Raw genomic sequence first — 16,343 nt, 5'->3', positions numbered from 1 at the left:
ATGAAAAGGAAAACCGTATTTACAACGCTTGTCGTTCTGGTGGCGGCCGTCCTCCGTGGCCTTTTTGCCGGAGATTTTACCACCGTCGATTTTCTTGATGGCAAAGGGGATGTTATTGATATCTACAGCGCGTATAAATTCCCACAACAAAATAAGCTCATCTTACTCGGCAACGATAATTTTCTTATTCAGATTGATCTGGAGCGTCTGGAAAATAAAATTACTCAAATCGATCAATCGAAAGTCGACTTTAACGACGTTAACTGTGTGGCAGAACTCACTCCTTCGGAAATCCTGTTAGGTACGGATAGAGGTGTTTTTTTGTTGTCTTTGATAGCGAATCAGGTGAAACCATTTGACAAAACATTGCCCCCCCGTCGTGTTAATCATTTGCTAAACTTTAATGATTATATCGTTATTGTTTATGATAAAAGCGTTGTTGTTTATAAAAACCGTTTGTGGAAAACATTAAACCTGAAATCTTTTAAATATTTACAGGACTTCATTAAAGTGATCCCGGGGCGATCAGGCATATTATGGCTGGTCGGTGAAAAAGGCGTGGTTCCTCTAAATGAAGAGATAACGATCATTAAGCCGCTTAACAAAAGAATGCGCGATGCCGTTGTGGATAACAACGGTCTGGTTTATGCATTAACCAGCAAAGCCATTTATCATTTTGATGGCCAGAAGTGGATAAAATTAACAGAAAATCAAAACAACTTTAAGAGATTGGGAGTGGATAATTCCAATACATTAATTTTGTTTAACGATCGGGAGTTTGGCGTTTTAAGCGGAACTAAAATTAAAAAGATCCCGATGCCGGAGGTTCTGAATAATGAGCCGTGTTTGAATATTTTTAATAATGGAGTCGATAAAACGTATTTTATCTCTCAAAACCACCTTGCATTTAAAATGAATTTCCCGAAGAATATTTTTAAAACATTGCCAAAGTTTATTAAAAATCAATATCTATTTTTTATTGCAGACGATACTGAACAGACCGAAGCGTTGGTAAAAAATATAGATCGTTATTGGGCATATCTTGATAATTCGGTACAAATCGAATGGTTAGATATCCTTCTGGAAAGAACGGCCAATATCGGCAAAGAAATCATCCCCATGCAGACAATTCAAAACAGGATTCTCAGATTGAATTCGCAAACCGAAAAAGAACGCCTGTTGCGAAAACTAATTCTGGCCGCCCAGGTTGTTTCGCCCGAGCTCAGCGTTGGCTTTCAGATGAAAATGATCAAAATGCAAACCTCACCTGAAAAAATTATTAAAAACAAACTGCAATTGGCCAAACTGTATGCCGTTTATGGTGAAGAGGCCATCAGTAATGCCATCTATCAGGAGATTTATCAAAAATTTTCTCCTAACATCAAAGGCGTGGATTGGGCTATTTATAAAACGCTCGAAATGAACGGTTATGGTAATGCTGAAAATTTAGAGAAGAAACTACTGGAAAACAGTACCGATCCCATTGTGCGTCTTAAGGCTCGTTATTATAACTACAAATCGTACATGAAAAAATTACTGGAAAAACAGTACAAAGCAACGTTCACCAACTTTAATAAAATTGATTTAAATAATGCAACAACATGGAAGGTCTTTAACGGCCACGAGCAATGTTACCTGACCAATGAAAAAAGGCAGGTATTTGTTTGTAATCCGCAAAATATCGAGCCTAAACTTATCGACAATAAAACGTCCGTTTTAAAAGTTGTCTCTTCTGTATTGGGAGATTTAGCTTTAACCTCGAAAAATGAGATTGTGGAGCTTACAGCGGAAACGATTCAAAAATTAAATATGAATCTCCGGCCGCAGGGGGCTATTAAAAATCTCTTTTTAAGTAAAAATGCGCCGCTTTTTAATACGAAAAATCAGGTGTATTATTATAGCCTGCAAAGCGAACAGTGGCGCTCTTTCCGAATACCAGCTGAGTTACGTTCCTTCAACTTTTTACAAATCTGCAGTCAAAATGAAGAAGAATGGCTATTTGTAACCGAAAGTAAAGTTTTTATTTACAACAATAAAAATAAACAGGTAAAGAGCGTGCCGTTGCCCATATCGGTGATTAAAATTACCGATGCGTTAATGGATATTGGCGGATTCCTTTATATCGGCACGAACTCGGGTTTGTATCTTTTTCATGAAGGAAAATGGCTGCGGCAGGACGAATCTAAGGGATTTTTGGGCAGGCGTATTCTGGATATTGAATACCAACCTCAGGAAGATATCATAATCGTACAGGCCGATAGTACCTACTACATTCGGAAAAACAACTTATGGTTTGATATTCAGGAAAATAAATATATTGACAATAAAATAGATAACATGGCCGCTGACACGCAGGGTTATCTCTATCTTTTAATACAAAATCAATTATGGATGTGGAGCGCCCGGGAAGGGAAAGGGCCACTCATGTTATTAACAGCGGTGAACGCAGCCGAAAGACTGATGGCGGATAACCGTCTAAAGGAACTGGCCAATTTTTTGGACCTTTTGACCTCCAATTCCTTTACCGGAGAATGGGCTTATGAATATCGGGGGCGGATTCTTTTAAAGCTTAATGACTTTCGTGGAGCCTATGATAATTTTCAATACGGTATCAATTTATTCAAAGAGCGGCATTGGTTTAGCGATACGTCCTTTGTCGCCTTGGTTTATGATCTATTACAAAAAGATGCCTGGGAAATGGCCAGGCAAACAACGGATTTATTTCTGTCCGTCTATCCTCAAAGCGCGCTTAAGGAGTATCTTTTTAATATTTTGATTGATAAGTGTGAAACCGGGCCGTTCACAGAACATTTGAAAAATCGTATCGAAACCATCTTCTGGTTACGGTCTCTTAATCCTTCTTACGTACATTCAAAATCTATTACCAGTCTTCTTAATTTTCTTTTGATAAGGAACTATTATCAATCAACCGCAACCGGTGGAGCGGTGGCGTTTTTAAAACAGGCTCTTTCAGAAAACGACTCACAAGAATTAAAACTTTTATGGCAATATTTGATATTGCAATCGGCCGAAAGAAATGGCGCCGTAGAAAGCTTTGATCTGCCGGCGGCGGTTTTTCAATTGCCCAATAATTTTATAAAAAAGAACATCGGAGGTTATAAAACTCAAATATATTTTAAAAATCTGTTAAAGTTCAAATAGGTCAACTATATAATCAGGAGGAAAAAAATATGGCTTTTACCAAATGTAGAATGGGGCATGTTTATGATGATTCAAAATTTAGTGAATGCCCGTTTTGTAAGAGTGCAGAAGAAGAGGAAAATATGGTCAATCTGGATTCCGAAGAGACAGCCGCATTAGAGAGCACCGTGCCAGATTATGACACGTTACCTCAAGATGATCCGCCGATTCAAAAAAGAATAATGAGTGATGAAACAATACCAGACCAGACCGTCCCCGACAAAATTCTGGAAAAAGACGAAGAGAGTGCGCTTATTGCGCAAAAACGCGCAACCGTGAAAAAACGAATTGAAGGATTTCTCGTCACCTATAGCCACAATCCCTATGGCGATCATTATCCGCTTTATCTTGGAAAAAATAGCATCGGGCGTAATACGAATAATGATATTGTCATCAATGATATGGCGATGAGCGGCGACCATGCGATCATTCTTTTCAGAGGCAATAAGACTTTTATCGAAGACAAGTTAAGCGTTAACGGTACATTTATTAACGACGGAGAAGAATCTATTGACCGCGCTACTTTAAAAGACAATGATATCATCAAAATGGGTAAGACGGTATTCAAAATCAAAATAATTGGCGAAGCGCCTGGAAAGGAAAATTAAAACAAGGATTGATTTCTAAATATTTAGGAAGGAGTGTGTGATGAAAAAACGTATAGGCAGAGGAAAAGACAACGATTTAATTATTCCGTCTGATTTTGCAAAAGTATCAACGCACCATTGTATTATTGAATTGCAAAGCGATGGTAATTATTACCTGACGGATATTGGAAGCCGCAACGGAACAACGATTAACGGTCAACTCATTCCCCAGAACAAGCCTCAACGAATTGGCCCCACAGATGAGATCATCCTGGGTAATCAATATACCCTGACCTGGGATCAAGTATTATCTCTGTTTAAAGAAAAAACACGAAGAAGAAGTAGCGCGCCATCGGCGGTTTCAGCGCCGGCGCCTTCAGTATCGGTTCAGGATACCAATGATTATGTTTACAAATATGGCGGCTTTTGGGTACGATTCGGAGCCTCAATTTTCGATATGTTAATTGTAAATCTGGGCGTCCTTTTCATAGGACTTTTCTTTGCTTTGCTCGCCAATGCCCTGGCGGATGGGCCGGGTGGTTTCAGACCGGGCAGTGGTTTTACGGTGTTCATTTCTTTCCTTATGATAATTTTTGCCTGGTTATATTTTGCATTACAATGGTCTTCAAGATATCAGGCAACCGTGGGGATGCGTTTATTTCAGATATTTCTGGTCGATAACGATTTAAATCCGGTTACCTTTGGCCGGGCAACCGGTAGGTTTTTTGCTCAGATTTTGTCTTCACTGGTTTTGATCGGTCATGTGATGTGTGGCTTTCATCCTGAAAAACGCGCCTTTCATGATATTCTGAGTAGAACGCGCGTTGTGCGTTATGAACGACCACAAGATTTTTTGCAAAAGGATTATTTTGAAGACATTTAGTAAAGGTAAAGCACATCATGAAGTTATTGTTGCTGGCGTTTAGTTTATTGTTTTTTTCAATCCTCTGGGGTGGGGAGCTTAACCTCCAAATTGTGCAAGAGCCTGCGGGCATCTATCCGACCGATCAGTTGGTTATTCGTCTGCAAGGGGAAACGCAGAATCGCTTGCCTGTCATTCGACCTTCTGATGTGACTCTCAAAATCGGCGAAGAAAAGATCGATGACTTTTCTATTGAACCTTATATCCATTCCGGAAAGCCCGTAGATATTCTTTTTTGTGTTGATATTAGCGGGAGTATGAATAAAAACCCGATTGGTGAAGTAAAACAGGCTATCAAAGATTTTACCAAAAGGCTAAAACCGCCAATTCGAATCGGGCTTTGCGCTTTTGGAAACGAATTTTATCTGCTTCAACCTTTTACAACGGATTATGAATTAATCCGTAACAAGGTCCAAAAATTAACGGCTAAAGAGAACCTTACTGAACTCTATTACGGAATCTACAAAGCGATCAATGTTTTCGATCAATACAAAAGCCCTCCACTCCGTTTTTTGATTCTTTTTTCGGATGGAAAAAATGATGGTTCGCTGGCCTATACGCTGGATGATTGTATTGAAGAGGCCATCAATAAACAGGTTAAGGTATTTTCCGTCGGATATACCAGAGTGAATCCTATCTATCTGAAGAATCTGGAAAAAATATCGGATTTTACAGCCGGCGCCTACCAGCATCCCCAAAAAAGACAGGATATCCTCAAAGCGTATCAACAGATTAAAAACAACATCATGGCTTTTTATGTTGTTCAATACAATTTAAAAGCAGAGCCAGGGGGCTTAAACGGTCCCCTGGCCATAGAAATTCATACCGCTAATGATACCTTGAGGACCATAAGCGAAAGAGTAATCGCCACGCCTGAGAGATTTTCGACGTGGAGTATGGTTGCGATTTTGCTTATTGTTTTAAGCAGCATGGGGCTTACAATCGGAATTTATCTTCGCAAAAAGCAGGATGTTGAAGCGGTGGAACGTGAGGCCAGAGAGAAGGAAAACTGGTATGAAAGGGAATTGAAAAAATTTCGCAAGAATCTGGATTACGTCGGCCAACTGTTAAATAATAAAGAGAGGGAAAAAGAAAGCGCTGAAGCGGATAAGCTTAATCGCACTTTAGTTTTAGAAAAAGGATTACCCACCGTTTGCGTTTTACGAGGCAAAAATGATGATCCGATAGTCATTGAAAATTATCCGACTAAAATTGGCAAATCACCTTCCTGCCAGATTCAAATCAATAATCCAAAGGTCTCAAGGGAGCACGCACTAATCGATTATCAGGATGGGCAAATCGTAATCACGGATTTGGGGAGCACCAATGGCGTTTGGCTAAATGGGAAAAAAGTAAAACAAGCCGTTTTGAACGATGGCGACGTTTTGTCTTTTGGGCCGGTTGGTTATCAGGTGGAGTTAATACGGTACTAATAAAAGTAAATAGGGATATTTACCATGGTCAAAAACTACGAATTGTTTAATATATCAGATGTGGGGAAAAGACGTCAGAATAATGAAGACTATTATGCCGCATTCCAGAATGAAGGGTGGTTGCTGCTGGTTTTGTGCGATGGAATGGGCGGCGTAGAAGGGGGCGAGATTGCCAGCCAGTTGGCAGTAAAGGCCATCGGAGAATATTTTAAAAAGAAATTCAATGAACCCATTTCATTCTTTGTAAATTCTGTAAAATTTGCCAACGAAGTGATTCGTAAACGTTCGGCGCAAAAACAACATCTGGCAGAAATGGGTACCACCCTGGTTGCCGTTCTTTTTAATGGTAAAGAAATTTTCTATGCCCATGTGGGCGATAGCCGTTTATATTTGTTTCGCGATAAAAAATTAATCCAGCTAACCAATGATCATACCTATGTTAGCGAATTAGTAAAACGCGGTGTGTTGAGTAACTCGCAGGCTACAAACCATCAGTATAAAAATCGGATTTCCAGGTGCATCGGATATCTGAACTCTGAGCCGGAAATTGCTTCTTCGCCTGTGCCCGTAAAAGAAGGCGATATCTTTTTACTCTGTTCGGACGGGTTGACAGATATGGTGAGCGATGAAAAAATCGCACAAATTCTGAATAGCACATCCAACCTGGATAAAACCGCACAAAAATTAATCCGGGAGGCAAATAAAAACGGCGGGCGTGATAATATCACCATCCAGTTACTAAAAATAAAAGATCCCGCCTCGATAAGAGGAAAAAATCTAAGTGGGCAACCCAAGAAAAATAAAAAGAAATGGGTTGTAATTTTGTCCGCTCTGTCTGTGTTAATAGTTACTGGCTTATTTTTTACATTATATCAAAAATCACTAATTAAAAGAGTCGTTTCCAAATCGAAAACCGTTATATCGCCGATTATGACTAATGATAATTCAAATAAAATATTGAATGACAGAGGATCAGAGAAGAACAAAGAAAAAATCCTGAATATCGGTGAGTTCCATTCTTTGCTGTTTCTCCCGCCATCCCGTAAAGAAAGAGAAGCCTTTCTGCATTCCATTCGGATCAAGCTGGATACCATAAAAATACACACCCTTTATTATCCCAAAAATGAACCCATCGCCATCCAAAAAAGCGATGGCCGTTTTAAATTAATGGTATCTGCAGGAACGCCCGGCGATTCTTTGACGGATGAGGCGAGTAAAATTAAGTTTCTTCAGGATCTTGGTTTCGATAAACTTTTTGGCGAGGATTCCACAAGCGCACAGCCGGATACCAGCGTTGAAAAACAGGTAAAACAAACTGAACAAAAATAGAAAGTTAGAAAAATGAAACATTGGACCATCACCGTTCGCAATGCAAAGCGGGAAGTACTGATCCGCTATCAGATCGATCAAAAACGGCTGACCATTGGTTCCGGAAAAGCAACGGATCTAAGACTGCCCGGCGAAGATGTTGATGAAATCAATCTCGTTGTCGAGGTAAAAGGGCCAAAGTTGATTATTACGCCGGCAGGAAAGACGCCGGCTATTTTAAACGGCAACATCTTAAAGGCGACGGAGTTTGTAAAGGCCGGCGATCAGATATTATTGGGCAGTTATTTATTGTCTTTTCAACAAGCGCCGGGGCCGGAAAAAAAAGAGCAAACGGAACCTGTATGGGAAATCATGTTAACTTTTTCTCACACCGGACAAACAGAACGCGTTAAAACATTGCCCGGTTACTTTTGTTTTGATGAACAAAAGCGGGATATGTATTGGTCGCCAGACCTGCATGACGAAAACCGACTGGTAAAGGTTGCGATTGAAAAAGGCCAGTTTGTAGCCCGAAATTTATTCAATAAACCCGGTATTCTGTTCAACGGGAGGCCGTTAAAGAAAGAAAAGATATCGGAAGGCGATACAATCTCCATTAATGGAATCCATTGTATTTTTTCTTTGACTCAGGGAGCGCCAAAGCCGAAAAAGAAAAGCGCCATGCGCAGACTTTATGACACCACCTTTTCATACACTCAATTAAAAAAGGAAAAGCGAATAAATCAAATTCTGATTCCATCTTTATTTGTGCTGTTTTTAGTCTTTTTTGTGTTTGGCATTCGTTATATTCAAGGGCCCAATCCACAGGAACTTAGAGATCAAATCGTAAAAAAGTTATCGTCTGAGGAATTTACCCGGCAAAGTATGGCAGAAAAAGAAGAATTATTGGCTGATTGTGTTGCCGATATAAGCGTCCTGTCGGATATGAAACCATACTACCAAACGATTATCCAGAATTTAAATGATTTAGAACAACAATCGGGTTTCAAAATACTGAGTGTTGTAATCCCCTCAAAGACCAAAGAATCTCTTAAACATTTTAAACAAGATTTAAACACGCTTTTTTTGTACAACACCCATTTAAACAGGACCTATGATTCATTCATCGCCTATCAACGGGCCGCCGATCAGTTCAGAGAAAGTCCTCTCTCATCTAATGCACAACATCTTAAAATAACCGCCAATCAATTTTTATCGGCCTATCGTCTTTTAGATGTTGAAAGCCAAAAGCTTTTAAAAATAGCGGATTCTTTTTCTGAAACTATGGATTGGTTAAAAACGAACGCCAATAAATTGAGCGGTATCGAAGCGTTATCTGGCGTTGTACTTTTGGTTAACGATGTGTCCATCAGTTATCAAAACGCGGTTAATAATATCAATCAAATACAATCTAAATTTGAACCTTTTGTTCAGGATACAGAAGAAATCGAATCTTTATTGATTAAGCTCGAAAAGCATCGTGGACGTTAAGCTTAAGGATTTAATTATAACCAAAAAGTTGGGAGAAGGCGGCATCGCTTCGGTTTATCTGGCAATGCATAAAAAGCTTGGTAAACCGTTCGCTTTAAAAACCCTGTTGCCGAAATATGCCGCAAATCCAAGAATCAAAAAGAGATTTTTAACCGAAGCAGGTATATTACTTGCGCTAAAACATCCCAACATCATCCGTTGTTACGACGTTTTTGAAGAGGATAATAAAATCTATTTACTGTTGGAGTATGTGCCGGGGCTCAATTTAGCGCAATTAATTGAACAAATCGGGGAGCCACTGTCATTGAATTTAATGCTGGCATATTTTAAACAGATTTTAAATGCGCTTCAGTATTTGCATGAAAAAGGCATCGTGCACCGCGATATTAAACCGCATAATATTTTTGTGTACGATTCGGGAATGGGATTCAGTGAACATAGTGTGGTCAAGCTGGGAGACCTGGGAATTGCCAAAGCGCTGGGCGTAAGCGATTTAACGCGTAGCGATGTTCGCCTGGGTACCTATTCGTTCATGAGTCCGGAACAAATTCAAAATCCGGCGAATGTGGATCACCGTTCCGATATTTACAGCCTGGGAGCAACATTCTATTATGTGTGCACGGCAAAAACTCCCTATCCCCAGAAGAACAATTCTATTACTGAACTGGTAAATGCAATAATGACCAACAATATTATCCCTATTGCCAGTCAAAACCGGAATGTGCCGGTATGGTTACAAAAAATCATTATCAAAATGATGGCCAGGGAGCCAGAACAACGTTTTAAAACCTGTAACGAAATTTTGCAAAGGCTGGATGAAATTCGCTTAAATAAGTTGAAAAAAGCGCAAAACCCCGGTTGTCTGTTGGTTTTGGCCAATTATCTGACCATTAGTTTTCTGTTAATTTTACTTTTAATGCTTATGCAGAATTGAATCACAAGAAGGTGAAAGGGTGAAAATGGAGAGAATCGGAAAATACCAGAAAATCAAAACACTTGGCTCTGGCGGTATGGCCACGGTTTACCTGGTGCGGGATGAGCTTACTGGTATGAAAATGGCTATGAAACTGCTTTACGACCATTACGCGGAAGATCCACATATACGTAAACGTTTTTTGCAAGAAGCGCGTCTGCAACTGGACTTAAACCATCCCAATATTGTGCGCTGTTACAATGTGGAACGGGTTGATAACAAGTATTTTATTCTTCTGGAATATATTCCCGGGCCGGCTCTTAGCGAGGTGATTAAGCAGAGGGGCCATGGCCTGAAGCTTGAAGAAATTGTTCCTGTTTTTACACAAATTCTTGCCGGTATGGATTATGCCCATCAAAAGGGAGTGATTCATCGCGATATCAAGCCAATGAATATCCTTCTTTCGGAATATTCCGGTTATTTTCATGGATATGAAGTGGCCAAAATAAGTGATTTTGGAATTGCCAAGGCGCTGGATCAAGAGGGGCATACGCGAACGGGCGCCCAGTTAGGTTCGCCCTATTTTATGAGTCCGGAACAAATCCAGAACGCGGCCGGCGTTGATCATCGTTCCGATATTTACAGCCTGGGCGTGTTGCTCTACCAATTAGCCACAGGAAAATTGCCGTACCATCCCACTGACAATCCTATTAAATTGATGGAAGAAATCGTTAAAGAACCCATCATTGATCCGAGGACTTTTAATAAGGATATTCCCAACTGGCTGGTTGATGTCATTAATAAAGCGACCGATAAAGATCCGGAAAAGAGATTTCAGACCTGTTCTCAGTTTTCAAATTTGATTTTTGCCCATTTTACGCAGGCGCAGCAACCAACGAAAAATAGTCGTGTGACTGTGCAGAAAAAAACTCCGGTCGTAAGCGAGCGCCCGAAAAAGAAGCCCACTAAATCCAGAAGCAATATAGATAATCGTCAATCTAACTGGCTGCCCCTGGTTCTGGGCGTGGTAGTGGCGGTCTTTTTGCTGGCAGGCGTCATATTCTGGCAATTTAACAGCAGAACATCGCTGGATAAATATATTGGCGAGCCTGTAGAACAGGTGCAGCAGGAGCTAATAAATAAGGGCCATGAAGTAATAACCGAATATGTTTACAGAGAGAATATTCCGCACGATCAGGTATTTAATCTGGAATTTACCGACCATTCGAAATCCGCTGTCCGTTTGTGGGTGAGCAAAGGGCCCAAATACTTATATTTGCCTGATCTGATTGGCGCGGACGTGTTTGCGGCAATTAACTACCTGAAAAAACAGGGCCTAAAAGTTAATTTGAAGAAAGTTAAAAACCGGTCGAATGCAATGGGCGCCGTGTTAAAAACCGTTCCCCCGGCAAAAACGCTCTGTAAAAATGGGGATGAAGTTACCCTCGTTGCGAGTTACAATGCCGCCGCCCCTTTAAAAGATGAAATAAAGTTTTCACCAAACGCTATCAAATATTTGAAAAAAAATAATCTATTAATTTCTAATACGTTACTGGAACAGACCTTTTCCGGCGCGGAATCTGACTATAAAACTTTCACCGAATTAAATACAGATATGATGACGGTAGCAATCGAAAACGACCGCTTAATCATCAATAAAAAGCAATCAAAAGGTGCAATGGCCTATTATTTTCCGGTTGACTTAAATGGCGCAACCTCGGGAATTATTGCCCGATTAGATCTTGCCCGGGACTTTCCCGCATCTCGAAATGAGAATCTGGGCCTTTCCGTAAAATACGAAGATGATTTTTTGTACACCTCACTTTTAGATATGATCAATCATAAATTATCGATTGCCCTTTTGCAGAATAAGAAGACCTTTAAATGGAAAGAATATCCTATGTCTTTTTCTCAATTCAAAAACAAAAATATTTTAATCGTCGAGGTCATTGCCCTTAATGATGAAATAGTTCTTTTGATAAATGGCGAAATGCAGAATAAAACAAAACTTCCGTTAAATCGGGCATTGAAGCAAATCGGATTGCTTTTGCCTGAAAAGGCCGGAAGTATTTTGCTCGACAATCTCATCATTGACGGTTTGATTTAAAGGTAGTTTTCCGGAAGCGCGGCGGGCGGCTTTGATTTGCCCTGCTCTGGAGCCACCCGGCGCTTAGCCCCTTATGGTTTTCTCGCATCGCATGGTATTTTTTGCGTTTGTTTCCTGGCGCACGCCACGTTATTCCAGGGCAACCAAACCGCAACCAAAAACGAACCACCAGGAGCGCAAATAAGTCACAAAGCGCACAAAGATTTTTTAACGCAAACACTTCTGTACAGCGTCAGCTAAAAAGGAACGCCAGGATCGGAAAGAAAAAATAGAACTGTATCTCATCATGTAAGATGAAAACTCAGCAAATCGGCATAATTTACATCTCTTCTCTTTTTTTATTTAAAGAAACATTTTAAATATTAATGAGTCCCCTCTAAAAAGGTATTGTTATCGAATTTCATGTAAATGGGACTATTGTTTTTATTTAAATTACATACAATATATTCGTGTCCATTCGTGAAATTCGTGGTTTTTATACTGAACTCATTAATTTTTATAAAAACTCACCCACTGTTTTCCCCCTTCATGCTCTGTGAGTCTTTTGAAAAGATCCACAGGACAAGGATGGGGACTTAATTGTTTGATAAAACATAAGTTAACTTTTTAGGGGATGAGTTAGAAAATTTGTCAAAACATAAAAAGTTTAAAATTCTCTAATTTTTCTGATTTTTTTCAAAGGTTTCTTAAAAAAAGGAGATGGAGGATGAGTTTTTAAAACAGAAAAAAAATCGCATCCCCCCTGGCGAAACAGATATTTCAAGGTAATTATTCTAAAAGAATCTCTGCTTCAAATATTTTTTCAAACTTCTTTTAAAGACTCGCCAAAAAATCCGCTTGATTTGATTTGATATGTGGTTTAAATTGATAAGTTTAAAAATATGATTTAATAATGGAAATGGATGGTATGGGAAAAGTAATTACGATTACGAATCAGAAAGGCGGCGTGGGCAAAACCACCACGGCTATTAATCTTGCCAGTTGCATAGCCGTGGCCGAAAAAAGCGTCCTTTTAGTGGATATCGATCCTCAGGCAAACGCCACCAGCGGAATTGGTCTGGTGCCCGATGAACAAAAATATTCCACCTATGAACTTTTAATGGATGAGGTTCCCGCGCAGGATGTTATTACCAAAAGCAAAGTGCCCTTCCTGGATGTGATTCCTTCCCATATTAGGCTGGTGGGCGCGGAAATTGAGCTGGTTGACGTCCAGTCCCGTGAGCATCGTTTAAAAGAACGGCTGGCAGAGGTGAGGGATCAATACGACTTTATCTTTATCGATTGTCCGCCTTCGCTGGGGTTGTTGACCTTGAATGCTTTGACCGCTGCGAATTCGGTACTCATCCCCATTCAATGTGAGTATTACGCATTGGAGGGGTTGTCTCAACTTTTAAATACCATTCATCTGGTTCAAAAAAGTCTTAACTCGGGGTTATCCATCGAGGGCGTTTTGCTGACGATGTACGATAATCGCCTGAATTTGTGTAATCAGGTTGCCGAAGAGGTGCGTGAATATTTCAATGAAAAAGTGTACAATACCGTCATTCACCGCAATGTGCGGTTGGGCGAGGCGCCAAGTTTTGGCAAGCCCATTATCATGTATGATGCGGTATGTGTTGGAAGTCAGGATTATATCAGTCTGGCAGAGGAAGTAATCGGTGAAGAAAACAAATAGACTGGGACGGGGACTGAGCGCCCTCATCCCGGAAAAAGAACAGGTTGCATCGGCGGTAAAAGGCGCCGGGTCATTGACCGAAGTGGAAGTGGCATTGGTACGCCCGAACCCTTTCCAGCCAAGGCAGGACTTTGATCCTCGTAAATTAGAAGAACTAAAAGCCTCCATTGAAGAAAACGGGATTATTCAACCCATTACAGTGCGGCGCAAAGACAATTATTACGAATTGATCGCCGGCGAACGACGCCTGAGGGCCGTTTCGGAGCTGGGCTACGAAAAAATACCCGCATATATTATTGAAGTAGAAACCAAAGAAGAGATGCTGGAGCTGGCCCTGATCGAAAATGTGCAGCGCGATCACCTCAATCCCATCGAACAGGCACAGGCTTACCAACGTCTCATCGAAGAGTGTAATCTAACCCAGGATGAAGTCGCCAAAAAAATTGGCAAAGATCGCTCCACCATAACCAACTTCATCCGCCTGCTCAAACTGCCTCCCAAAATCAGAGAGAGCGTTCAAAAAGAAGAGATCAGCATGGGCCATGCGCGCGCCCTGCTTTCTGTAGAAGATAAAGACGCGCAGTTTAAAATCTGGCAAAAAGTGGTCAAAAATAAATTGTCTGTTCGTAAAGTGGAACAGATGGTCAAAGATTTTCAACAGAAAAAAGAAGTAGAAGAGCAGGCCAGAAGACCCAAGCGGTCTGTTTACATCCAGCGGATGGAAGCCGAATTGCGGGAAATATTCGGCACCAAAGTTAATATTCGCTCCCGTAAAGAAGGGGGCACCATTGAGGTGGAGTTTTATTCGCCGGAAGATTTGAATCGTCTGTATGAAATCTTTGAACGATTGAAAGAGTAGGAGAAAAATGGCGCATCGTACACCGCAAAAAAAATATATCAATTTTTTGATCATTCCGGACGGAAAAGAAGAATCGCGCTCTTTTAGGCTATCGGTCGGAATGGTGCGCTTTTTAATCGTTGTTACAATTATTTTGTTTTTTTTGATTTCCGGAGGATTTATTGCCTACTGGAAGTTAGGCTCTCTGGTTTTAGAGAACAATCATCTTAAGGAGGAGAACTTTAAGCTGGTTAAAAGCCTGAAGCAAGTGGATCAGTTAAAAGAGCAGCTGGTCGCCTTGCAAAATTTTCAGAAAAAAATTCGTTCATCATTCGAAGGGTACATCAATGTTGAAGAATCCGGAAACCTGGATTCGGTATCGTGGAATGATCTGAACTTTGAAATGATGGACATCGGACGTGAACGGTCCCTTTTTAATAACATCCCGTCGTTGATTCCGGTGGAAGGGTTTATTGCGCGCGGCTATGAACCATCGTCGCTGATCAGCGATGCGCACCTGGGCATCGATATTGCGGCGAAAACCGATACGCCCATTCGCGCTCCGGCAGACGGGGTGGTGCTTTTTGAAGGCTGGACGAATGACGGCGGCAATGTGCTGATCATCTTACACTCGTTTGGTTTTATTACGGTGTACAAGCACAATCAGATCAATCTGGTAAAAGAACTGGAACAGGTGCGCAAAGGGCAGGTTATAGCCCTGCTGGGCAATACCGGTAAAATTACATCCGGTCCGCACTTGCATTACGAAATCTGGCGAAATAGTCAGCCGGTTAATCCAATTAACTATTTGAACGAACGGTAATTTACAAAAAAGGAAATATGATATGGCATTTAAAGGAAGTTCCGAAAGCAGCTCAAGCGAGTTGAATTTCATCGGAAAAGGTACGGTTATCAATGGCGAAATTGCCACCGAGAGTAGCCTGAGAATAGACGGCACGGTTAAAGGTAAAATAATTTGCAAAAATACATTAACCGTTGGCGAAACAGGGAGAGTGGAAGGAGAAATTCAGGCTAATAATGCTATTATTGGCGGAAAAATAGAAGGTAAGGTTAACGTCAGCCAGAAGCTGGTGTTAGAGTCTAAATCCAGTTTGATTGGCGAATTAAAGGCCAGCAAATTAATTATTGACGAAGGCGCTGTTTTTCAGGGAACTTCGGATATGGGGGCCGGTACAAAAAATGAAGCTTTTGACAAAAAGCAGCCCCTGAAACACAATGCAACAAAATAAAAAAAAACGAAAATTAGCTCAGGATATCCATCGGGCGTTTCAGATTGCCGCGCCTTTGCTGAGTATTGTTTATGTGCTCATGGGCGGGGTTCTCTTTTTTGGCTATCTTGGAAATTTATTAGATCAAAAGTGGGATAGCAGTCCTTTTGGCGTGGTTACGGGCGTCTTTATGGGATTTGGGCTTGGAATTTATAATATGATTAAAGTATTACAACATTCAAACCGAAAGTAGCGATGCGCATTACAAAATTTTTAGCGGGAGTGCTGGTCATATTGCTCATTTACGGAGCAAGCAGCTGGGGCTTTGCGGTCATTTTACAGTTCAATGAAGAAAAAATAAATTCTTTGTGGATTTCGGGAATAATCAATACGGTGAACGTCGTTTTTGCCTTTTTAATTATAAGATTCACAATCGATAAAGAAGCAAAGAAGTTTATGAAAACGTTTTTTACAGGCATGGGAATTCGTGTTCTGGCTTTGCTGGCCATTATTCTGTTTATGCTGCAAAAAAACTACATTGAACAATTTACTTTTATTATATCTTTTTTTATATTATACGTCTTATATCAAATGTGGGAAATTTGGATGATTAATAGCCACTTAAGGAAGGAATCGTAA

14 protein-coding genes are annotated in these 16,343 nt (G+C 40.5%); all 14 read left to right on the top strand.

Features of this window, described 5'->3' with window-relative positions; all coding sequences use genetic code 11:
• The 14 genes from Cabys_RS14185 to Cabys_RS14115 all read left to right on the top strand — a co-directional run bounded on the left by Cabys_RS14185 (position 1) and on the right by Cabys_RS14115 (position 16,343).
• Positions 1-3,162 carry a hypothetical protein gene (locus Cabys_RS14185; RefSeq protein WP_006926800.1) on the top strand — a complete coding sequence of 1,054 codons (3,162 nt, stop codon included), beginning with the start codon at positions 1-3 and terminating at the stop codon, positions 3,160-3,162.
• Between the two features lie 29 nt (positions 3,163-3,191).
• Positions 3,192-3,809 (top strand): FHA domain-containing protein, encoded by a 618-nt coding sequence (locus tag Cabys_RS14180; protein WP_006926799.1) that lies wholly within the window; start codon positions 3,192-3,194, stop codon positions 3,807-3,809.
• 40 nt (positions 3,810-3,849) lie between these two features.
• Positions 3,850-4,671 carry an FHA domain-containing protein gene (locus tag Cabys_RS19680; RefSeq protein ID WP_006926798.1) on the top strand — a complete coding sequence of 274 codons (822 nt, stop codon included), beginning with the start codon at positions 3,850-3,852 and terminating at the stop codon, positions 4,669-4,671.
• 17 nt (positions 4,672-4,688) lie between these two features.
• On the top strand, positions 4,689-6,143 hold the full coding sequence (locus tag Cabys_RS14165; protein WP_006926797.1) for an FHA domain-containing protein: 1,455 nt from the start codon (positions 4,689-4,691) through the stop codon (positions 6,141-6,143).
• Between the two features lie 24 nt (positions 6,144-6,167).
• On the top strand, positions 6,168-7,472 hold the full coding sequence (locus Cabys_RS14160; RefSeq protein ID WP_006926796.1) for a Stp1/IreP family PP2C-type Ser/Thr phosphatase: 1,305 nt from the start codon (positions 6,168-6,170) through the stop codon (positions 7,470-7,472).
• A gap of 12 nt (positions 7,473-7,484) precedes the next feature.
• Positions 7,485-8,942 (top strand): FHA domain-containing protein, encoded by a 1,458-nt coding sequence (locus Cabys_RS14155; protein ID WP_006926795.1) that lies wholly within the window; start codon positions 7,485-7,487, stop codon positions 8,940-8,942.
• Positions 8,932-9,876 carry a serine/threonine protein kinase gene (locus Cabys_RS14150; protein ID WP_006926794.1) on the top strand — a complete coding sequence of 315 codons (945 nt, stop codon included), beginning with the start codon at positions 8,932-8,934 and terminating at the stop codon, positions 9,874-9,876. The genes Cabys_RS14155 and Cabys_RS14150 overlap by 11 nt, the downstream gene beginning before the upstream one ends.
• Before the next feature lie 25 nt (positions 9,877-9,901).
• Entirely contained in the window at positions 9,902-11,962 is a 2,061-nt protein-coding gene (locus tag Cabys_RS14145) for a serine/threonine-protein kinase (RefSeq protein ID WP_006926792.1), read from the top strand.
• Positions 11,963-12,869: 907 nt separating this feature from the next.
• On the top strand, positions 12,870-13,637 hold the full coding sequence (locus Cabys_RS14140; protein WP_006926791.1) for a ParA family protein: 768 nt from the start codon (positions 12,870-12,872) through the stop codon (positions 13,635-13,637).
• On the top strand, positions 13,621-14,496 hold the full coding sequence (locus Cabys_RS14135) for a ParB/RepB/Spo0J family partition protein (protein WP_006926790.1): 876 nt from the start codon (positions 13,621-13,623) through the stop codon (positions 14,494-14,496). The genes Cabys_RS14140 and Cabys_RS14135 overlap by 17 nt, the downstream gene beginning before the upstream one ends.
• A 7-nt stretch (positions 14,497-14,503) precedes the next feature.
• Positions 14,504-15,298 (top strand): M23 family metallopeptidase, encoded by a 795-nt coding sequence (locus Cabys_RS14130; RefSeq protein WP_006926789.1) that lies wholly within the window; start codon positions 14,504-14,506, stop codon positions 15,296-15,298.
• A gap of 22 nt (positions 15,299-15,320) precedes the next feature.
• Positions 15,321-15,725, top strand: a complete 405-nt coding sequence (locus tag Cabys_RS14125; protein WP_006926788.1) for a bactofilin family protein — start codon at positions 15,321-15,323, stop codon at positions 15,723-15,725.
• Complete coding sequence (locus Cabys_RS14120; RefSeq protein ID WP_006926787.1) at positions 15,712-15,957, top strand: AtpZ/AtpI family protein; 246 nt, start codon at positions 15,712-15,714, stop codon at positions 15,955-15,957. The genes Cabys_RS14125 and Cabys_RS14120 overlap by 14 nt, the downstream gene beginning before the upstream one ends.
• A gap of 2 nt (positions 15,958-15,959) precedes the next feature.
• Positions 15,960-16,343 carry a hypothetical protein gene (locus Cabys_RS14115; RefSeq protein ID WP_006926786.1) on the top strand — a complete coding sequence of 128 codons (384 nt, stop codon included), beginning with the start codon at positions 15,960-15,962 and terminating at the stop codon, positions 16,341-16,343.

The sequence above is a fragment of the Caldithrix abyssi DSM 13497 genome (genome assembly GCF_001886815.1).
GTDB classification, from domain to species: domain Bacteria; phylum Calditrichota; class Calditrichia; order Calditrichales; family Calditrichaceae; genus Caldithrix; species Caldithrix abyssi.
This window is presented reverse-complemented; position numbering and strand designations above follow the sequence as displayed.